Below are 6,472 nucleotides of genomic sequence, written 5' to 3'. Positions count from 1 at the left end.
GCAGAGAGGCAGTGACCGTGTTCGACACCGACATCTACTTGCGGCGCCTGGGCCACGACAGCGAACGGGCCGGGCGTCCCGCGCCCGACCTGACCACCCTCGTCCGGCTGCACAAGCGGCACATGGAAACCGTGCCGTTCAGCAGCACCGGATCCCTGGCCGTGCCGACCGCCGGCGGCGAGGTGGTGGATCTGGTCGACTTCGACCAGAACGCCACCTTCGACGCCGTCGTCGCCGCCGGCCACGGCGGCGGCTGCGTCCAGATGACCCGGCTGTTCCTGCGCCTGCTGCGCGACCTGGGATACGACGTCGACCTGATCGCCGGTACCACGGCCGAGGGGGAGGCGGAGTACGGCGTCGATGTCGAGCACATGCTGATGGTGGCCCGCGTCGACGGAGTGCGCTGGCTCGTCGACGTGGGCTACGCCGGACCGTCGTTCCTCGAACCCCTGCGGCTCGACGGTGCCACCGACGGGCGCGAGCAGGTGCAGTACGGCTGCCGGTACCGCCTCGTCGAGGACGGCGACGGCCTGCTCCTACAGCGCAGGCCGAGGCTGGGGCGTTGGAGTGTGGTCTTCCGCTTCACTCCCGAGGTTCGTGAGCCGGCCGAGTGGTACGCCTTCCAGGACCTGGCGAACGTGAAGCTGGCAGCTGTGACCCAGGAGAGCGCGCCACAGCTCCACAGCCGGGCCGTCGCCGACGGACAGGTGGTGCTCAAGGGCCGACGCCTGCTGACGGTGCGGGCCGGTATCGAGAGGTCCCGGACCGTCACCGACGACGAGGAACTGCGTGCGGTGCGCGACGGGATCCTCGGCGGCACGCTCGCCTGAACCACGCCGCCTCGTTCCCCTCGCTCGACGCGGCGCACACCGCCCGTCTCGTCACCCTCATCACCGTCGACAGAACAGGATGGACATGCGTCGCAACCTATCCCGCTCGGAGAACCTGTACGCCGGGGAGATGAGAACCCAGGCCGTGCGCACGATCACGGTGCGCGGCGGCGTCGACCCCGACGCGCTCGGCGCGGCGTTCGCCGCGGTGCTGGCCGACCACCCGTCGCTGCGCAGCCGCCTTGAACAGGACGCCGAGGGCAGTTTCCTCAGCCCGATGAAGCCTGACGAGCTGCCGCGCCTGGTGGTGCGTGCCGACGGCCCGGACGCCCTGGTGCGGGAGTGGAACACGCCGCTGCCGCTGGGCGGCCCGCTGGTCCGCGCGGTGCTGCTGACCGGCGAGGACGAGGACACGCTCGTCCTCGGGACCGACCACGCGATCTGTGACGGCCGCAGCGCCACCGCCTTGTGCGTGCGCCTGTGGCAGTACTACGCCGACATCGAGGCGGGCACGCACCCGGTCGACCGGCCCGTCCGCGAGGACTGGCCGGCGGCGATCGACGACCGCCTCGCACCCGCCACCGAGGCCGAAGTGGCCGCCTACGTCCAAGCGCGGCTCGACCGGGCCGAAGGCGCCACGGTCGGCGCTCTCCCGTACCTCGCGGCCCGGTCCGGCGAGGTGGCGCCCCAGCAGGGCCGGACCCAGTCGCGCCGGCTCCAGCTGGACGTCTCCGAGACCGCGGATCTCCTGGCTTTCGCCAGGAGCACGGGTGTGTCGGTACACGGGCTGGTCGGCGCGGCGGTTCTCGCGGCCGTGCGTTCCGGCCTTCCGGCGGAGTACGCGGACCACCGGCTGGCCTGCGTCTCCACGGTGGACCTGCGCGAGCGGGTGGAGCCCGAGCTGAGCCGTGAGGTGATGGTCCCCGCGGCCTCGTGGTACCAGGATCTGGTCGACGTACCGGCGGGGGCCGACCTCGTCGCGCTCGGGCGCCGGCTCGCCACCGGCCTCGGCGCAGCGGTCGGCCGCGGCGACCCCGCCCTGGAACTCCAGTCGCTGGACCGGCTGCTGGCCACCCCGCACCTGCTGGCGGCGAGCGTGGTGATGACCAACATCGGACGCGTCACCCTCCCGCCGTCCCCGCCCGGACTGGAGATAGTCGACATGCGAGGGTTCGCGGTGTCCAGCAAGGCGCCGTCGTTCCTCCAGCACGGCCCGGTGCTCGCCGTGCTGATGACGGTCCGTGACCGCTTCCGTATCGAGATGCCCTACAGCACGGAGTGCTTCACGGAGGAACAGATGGACGCGGTCCACGACCATGTCCGGTCGACGCTGAGGGAGTTCGCCGACCAGGCGCCGATCCCGGCCGGGTGAGGAGCCGCGGGACACCTCCCCGGTGTCCCGCGCCGCGAATCCGTGAAGCTTCCGGCGGTGCCGGTGCGACGGCTGCCCGGCGGCGGAGATGCCACATCGACGGCGCACGACGACTGCCGGGGGGATGTCCGCCCAGGGTCTTTCGTTCGGATCGGGCCCGCTCCCTGACCCGGCCCGGCATGACCCGAACGAAAGACCCTAGGCGCCCGCGCGTGTTCCGACGACGACCGTGCAGTACATCTCGTCGTTCGTGGACACGTCCGGGACGAGGCCGTGGTCGGCCATCGCCCGCGCGGTGAGCGGGGCCTGGTCCTCGCTGGTCTCGATCAGCAGCCTGCCGCCCGGAGTCAGCCACGCGAGTGCTCCGGCGGCGACCCGGCGGTGTTGCTCGACACCGTCGGCGCCCCCGTCGAGCGTGTACCTCGGCTCGTGGTCGCGTGCCTCGGGCGGCATCATCGCGATCTCGTCCGTCGGCACGTAAGGGGCGTTGACGACCAGGACGTCCACGCGGCCGCGCAGCGATCCGGGCAGCGCGTCGTACAGATCGCCCTCGTACACGGGGGCGTCGGGGCCCACGTTCAGCCGGGCGCAGCGGACCGCGGTCGGGTCGATGTCGGCGCACGACAGCTCGATCCCGGGGACCCGCGCGGCGACGGCGGCGCCGATCGCTCCGGTTCCACAGCACAGATCGACGACGACCGAGCCCGGCCGGGCCGAAGCCACCGCCAGGTCGACCAGGAACCGGGTGCGCTGACGCGGGACGAACACCCCGGCGTCCACCCGGATCCGCAGGCCGCAGAACTCGGCCCAGCCGAGGATGACTTCGAGCGGTTCGCCGACCACACGGCGGTGCACCAGCCCGTCCAGCTCGGCGGGTGTCGCGGCGGCGTCGAGGAGCAGCGCAGCCTCCTCCTCCGCGAACACGCATCCGGCACCTCGCAGGGTGGCCACCGTGTGCGACAGCACCTCATCAGTGGGAGTGATCGACATCGAAGCCTTTCGAGGAAGCACCCCGGCCGGCCGCGCCGATCCGCCGGCCGCGAATGCGTCACGTGCCGTCAGACCGGGGGATGTGGCGTGCGGGATATCAACTTACGGTGACCAGCGAAGAGTTCAGCCAGCTTAGCAGGAGAGGTCGATGGACTTTGTGACCAGGGAAGTCGGCGCCGGCCGCAGGTCCGCGGCTCCGAGGACCGCACGCCGGCGGGCGGTCGGGCGATCATGAGTACGGCCACCGGTCCCGCGGGGGTCTCCACCGTCACCGCCCCCGACACCTCCACCCCGCGCACGACGGCGGGCAAGCTGGCCGACCTCCAGCAGCGGATCGACACCGCGATGTGCGCCGGCGGCGCGGCCGGCGTGGAGCGCCAGCGCGCGAAGGGACGACAGACGGCGCGCGAACGCATCGACGCCCTGCTCGACCCCGGTTCCTTCGTCGAACTCGACGCGCTGGCCCGGCACACGCCGACCGCCGGCACCGAGGCGCGGCACGTCATGGGGGACGGCGTCGTCACCGGCACCGGCACGATCGACGGCCGGCCGGTGGCCGTCTACAGCCAGGACGCCACCGTGTTCGGCGGAACGCTCGGTGAGGTGCACGGCGACAAGATCGTCAAGCTGATGGACCTGGCGGCCCGGGTCGGCTGCCCGCTGGTCGGCATCAATGACGGAGGGGGCGCGCGCATCCAGGAGGGCGTGGGCACGCTCGGCCGCTACGGCGAGATCTTCTACCGCAACGTGCGTTGTTCCGGCGTCGTTCCGCAAATCTCGCTGATCATGGGCGCGTGCGCGGGGGGCGCGGTGTATTCGCCGGCGCTCACCGACTTCACCGTCATGATCGACCGGACCAGCCATATGTTCATCACCGGGCCCGAGGTCATCAGGACCGTCACCGGCGAGGAGGTCGACTTCGAGACGCTCGGCGGTGGCCGCCCGCACAACACCCGGTCGGGGGTGGCCCACTACCTGGCCTCCGACGAGGACGACGGCCTGGCCTACGTCAAGGACCTCCTCAGCTACCTGCCGAGCAACAACCTCTCCGTGCCGCCGGTCTTCTCCCCGCCGGAGCCGTCGGGTTCGAGTGCCGACGGGCCCACGGCCACGGACCTCGAACTCGACACGATCGTCCCGGACTCGCCGCACCAGGCCTACGACATGTCCGAGGTCATCACCCGGGTGCTCGACGACGGTGAGTTCCTCGAGGTGCAGAGGTTGTTCGCACCGAACGTCGTCGTCGGCTTCGGCCGGGTGGACGGGCGCAGCGTCGGGGTCGTCGCCAACCAGCCCATGCACGTGGCGGGTTGCCTGGACATCGACGCCTCGGAGAAGGCGGCACGCTTCGTGCGCACCTGCGACGCGTTCAACGTGCCCGTCCTGACGTTCGTGGACGTGCCGGGTTTCCTGCCCGGCGTCGACCAGGAGTGGGACGGGATCATCCGGCGGGGCGCCAAGCTGATCTACGCGTATGCCGAGGCGGTCGTCCCCAAGATCACGGTGATCACGCGGAAGGCGTACGGAGGTGCCTACGGCGCCATGGGCTCCAAGCACCTCGGCGCCGACGTCAACCTGTCCTGGCCGACCGCCCAGATCGCCGTGACGGGCGCGGCGGGAGCCGTCGGGATCCTCTACCGCAGGGAACTGGCGCGGCTGGACGGCGACGCACTCGTCCAGCGCCGCGATCAGTTGGTGCGGGAGTACGAGGATCGGGCCACGCCCTACGCCGCGGCCGACCGCGGTTACGTCGACGCGGTCATCCAGCCGTCGCAGACCCGCGCACAGGTCGGGTGGGCGCTGCGGCTGCTGGCGACCAAACGCGCGGAGGGGCCACCCCGCAGGCACGGGAACATCCCGCTCTGAGCGGGGGACCCGCCCCCCGGGGCGGGGACGCGACGGCACGACCGGAAGCACAGCGGACCGAGACCGGACAGTTGACGGATCGAAGAGGGCGGAAGCACGTGACTCTCCCCGAAAGCGTCGAGCACTGCGAGCCAGTGAAGACACGGACACCCGACCCCCATGACTTCCTGGCCATGGACGACGAACTGGACGCCACCGAGCGGGCCACGCGCGACACCGTGCGGGCCTACGCGACGACCGAACTGCTGCCCCATGTCGCCGACTGGTACGAACGCGCGGAGTTGCCCCGCTCGATCGCCAAGGAACTCGGCGCGCTCGGCCTGCTCGGCATGCAGCTGGAAGGCTACGGCTGCGCCGGTCTCTCGGCCACCGCCTACGGCGTCGCATGCCGCGAACTGGAAGCGGTGGACTCCGGACTGCGCAGTTTCGTGTCCGTGCAGGGCTGCCTCGCCATGTGCGCCATCCACCGCTGGGGCAGTGCGGAACAGAGGCAGGAATGGCTGCCCCGCATGGCTGCGGGCGAGGTACTCGGTTGTTTCGGCCTGACCGAACCGGAGTCGGGTTCCGACCCGGGCTCGATGCGTACGTTCGCCCGTCGCGACGGCGACGACTGGGTACTGAACGGCACCAAGGCGTGGATCAACAACGGCGCGCTCGCGGACGTCGCGGTGATCTGGGCACACACGGAAGACGGGGTACGCGCCTTCCTCGTGCCCACCGACACGCCGGGCTTCGCCGCCCAGGAGATCACCCGCAAGCTCGCTCTGCGGGCGTCCAACACCGCCGGGCTCACCCTGGACGGGGTGCGGGTCCCCGCTTCGGCCGCCCTTCCCGGGGCGCACGCCCTGAAGTCGGCGCTCTCGTGCCTGAACGAGGCCCGCTTCGGCATCATCTGGGGCGTGGTCGGCGCCGCCCGCACCTGCTACGCCAGCGCCCTCGACTACGCCGTCGGCCGAGAGCAGTTCGGCCGGTCCCTCGCTTCCTTCCAGCTCTCTCAGCGCAAGCTCGCGGACATGGTGGTGGACCTCACGCACGCCCAGATGACCGCGCTGCGGCTGGCCCGGCTGAAGGAGGCCGGCCGGCTGGTGCCCACGCAGCTCAGCCTGGGCAAGCTCGCCAACGTGCGCGCCGCGACGGAGGTCGCCCGCACGGCCCGCAGCATCCTCGGCGCCAACGGCATCACCCTCGAATACCCGGTGATGCGGCACATGTCCAACCTGGAGGCGGTGCTCACCGTCGAGGGGACCGAAGAGGTCCACACCCTCAGTATCGGCCGGGCGGTCACCGGCTTTCAGGCATTCCGCTGACGGTCCCGAGCGGCGCGACTCTGCCACCGGGCGGCGCGCGACACCCGAAACTCTCGTACGACGAGGAGCTGCCATGCGGCGTCACGACATCCCACCACATCTTCGAG

The 6,472-nt window shown here is 71.3% G+C and carries 5 protein-coding genes; 4 read left to right on the top strand and 1 reads right to left on the bottom strand.

Going from position 1 to position 6,472, the window contains the following annotated elements; all coding sequences use genetic code 11:
* Positions 1-11 precede the first annotated feature (11 nt).
* Positions 12-830 carry an arylamine N-acetyltransferase gene (locus ACIQVT_RS01125; RefSeq protein WP_403745694.1) on the top strand — a complete coding sequence of 273 codons (819 nt, stop codon included), beginning with the start codon at positions 12-14 and terminating at the stop codon, positions 828-830.
* 85 nt (positions 831-915) lie between these two features.
* Complete coding sequence (locus ACIQVT_RS01120; protein WP_403745693.1) at positions 916-2,202, top strand: condensation domain-containing protein; 1,287 nt, start codon at positions 916-918, stop codon at positions 2,200-2,202.
* 198 nt (positions 2,203-2,400) lie between these two features.
* Here ACIQVT_RS01120 and ACIQVT_RS01115 read toward each other — a convergent pair whose 3' ends face one another.
* A complete protein-coding gene (locus ACIQVT_RS01115) occupies positions 2,401-3,192 on the bottom strand; it encodes a putative protein N(5)-glutamine methyltransferase (protein ID WP_403745691.1) in 792 nt (263 codons plus the stop codon).
* A gap of 231 nt (positions 3,193-3,423) precedes the next feature.
* Between ACIQVT_RS01115 and ACIQVT_RS01110 the strand changes: the two genes are divergently transcribed.
* Both ACIQVT_RS01110 and ACIQVT_RS01105 read left to right on the top strand, forming a co-directional pair.
* Positions 3,424-5,058, top strand: coding sequence for an acyl-CoA carboxylase subunit beta (locus ACIQVT_RS01110; protein ID WP_403745690.1), 1,635 nt, complete (start codon positions 3,424-3,426; stop codon positions 5,056-5,058).
* Between the two features lie 173 nt (positions 5,059-5,231).
* Positions 5,232-6,365, top strand: a complete 1,134-nt coding sequence (locus tag ACIQVT_RS01105; protein ID WP_403747827.1) for an acyl-CoA dehydrogenase family protein — start codon at positions 5,232-5,234, stop codon at positions 6,363-6,365.
* The last annotated feature ends 107 nt before the right edge of the window (positions 6,366-6,472 follow it).

Origin of the sequence: Streptomyces sp. NPDC100445, assembly GCF_044759735.1 — a bacterium.
Taxonomy (GTDB): Bacteria; Actinomycetota; Actinomycetes; order Streptomycetales; family Streptomycetaceae; genus Streptomyces.
Note: the sequence above shows the minus strand (reverse complement) of the source record. Positions and strands in the feature narration are given on the sequence as shown.

Bases quoted from the DNA above. Each gene is read 5' to 3' on its own strand.
- ACIQVT_RS01120 (WP_403745693.1), top strand. From the start codon at position 916: ATGCGTCGCAACCTATCCCGCTCGGAGAACCTGTACGCCGGGGAGATG.
- ACIQVT_RS01115 (WP_403745691.1), bottom strand. From the start codon at position 3,192: ATGTCGATCACTCCCACTGATGAGGTGCTGTCGCACACGGTGGCCACC.
- ACIQVT_RS01110 (WP_403745690.1), top strand. From the start codon at position 3,424: ATGAGTACGGCCACCGGTCCCGCGGGGGTCTCCACCGTCACCGCCCCC.
- ACIQVT_RS01105 (WP_403747827.1), top strand. From the start codon at position 5,232: ATGGACGACGAACTGGACGCCACCGAGCGGGCCACGCGCGACACCGTG.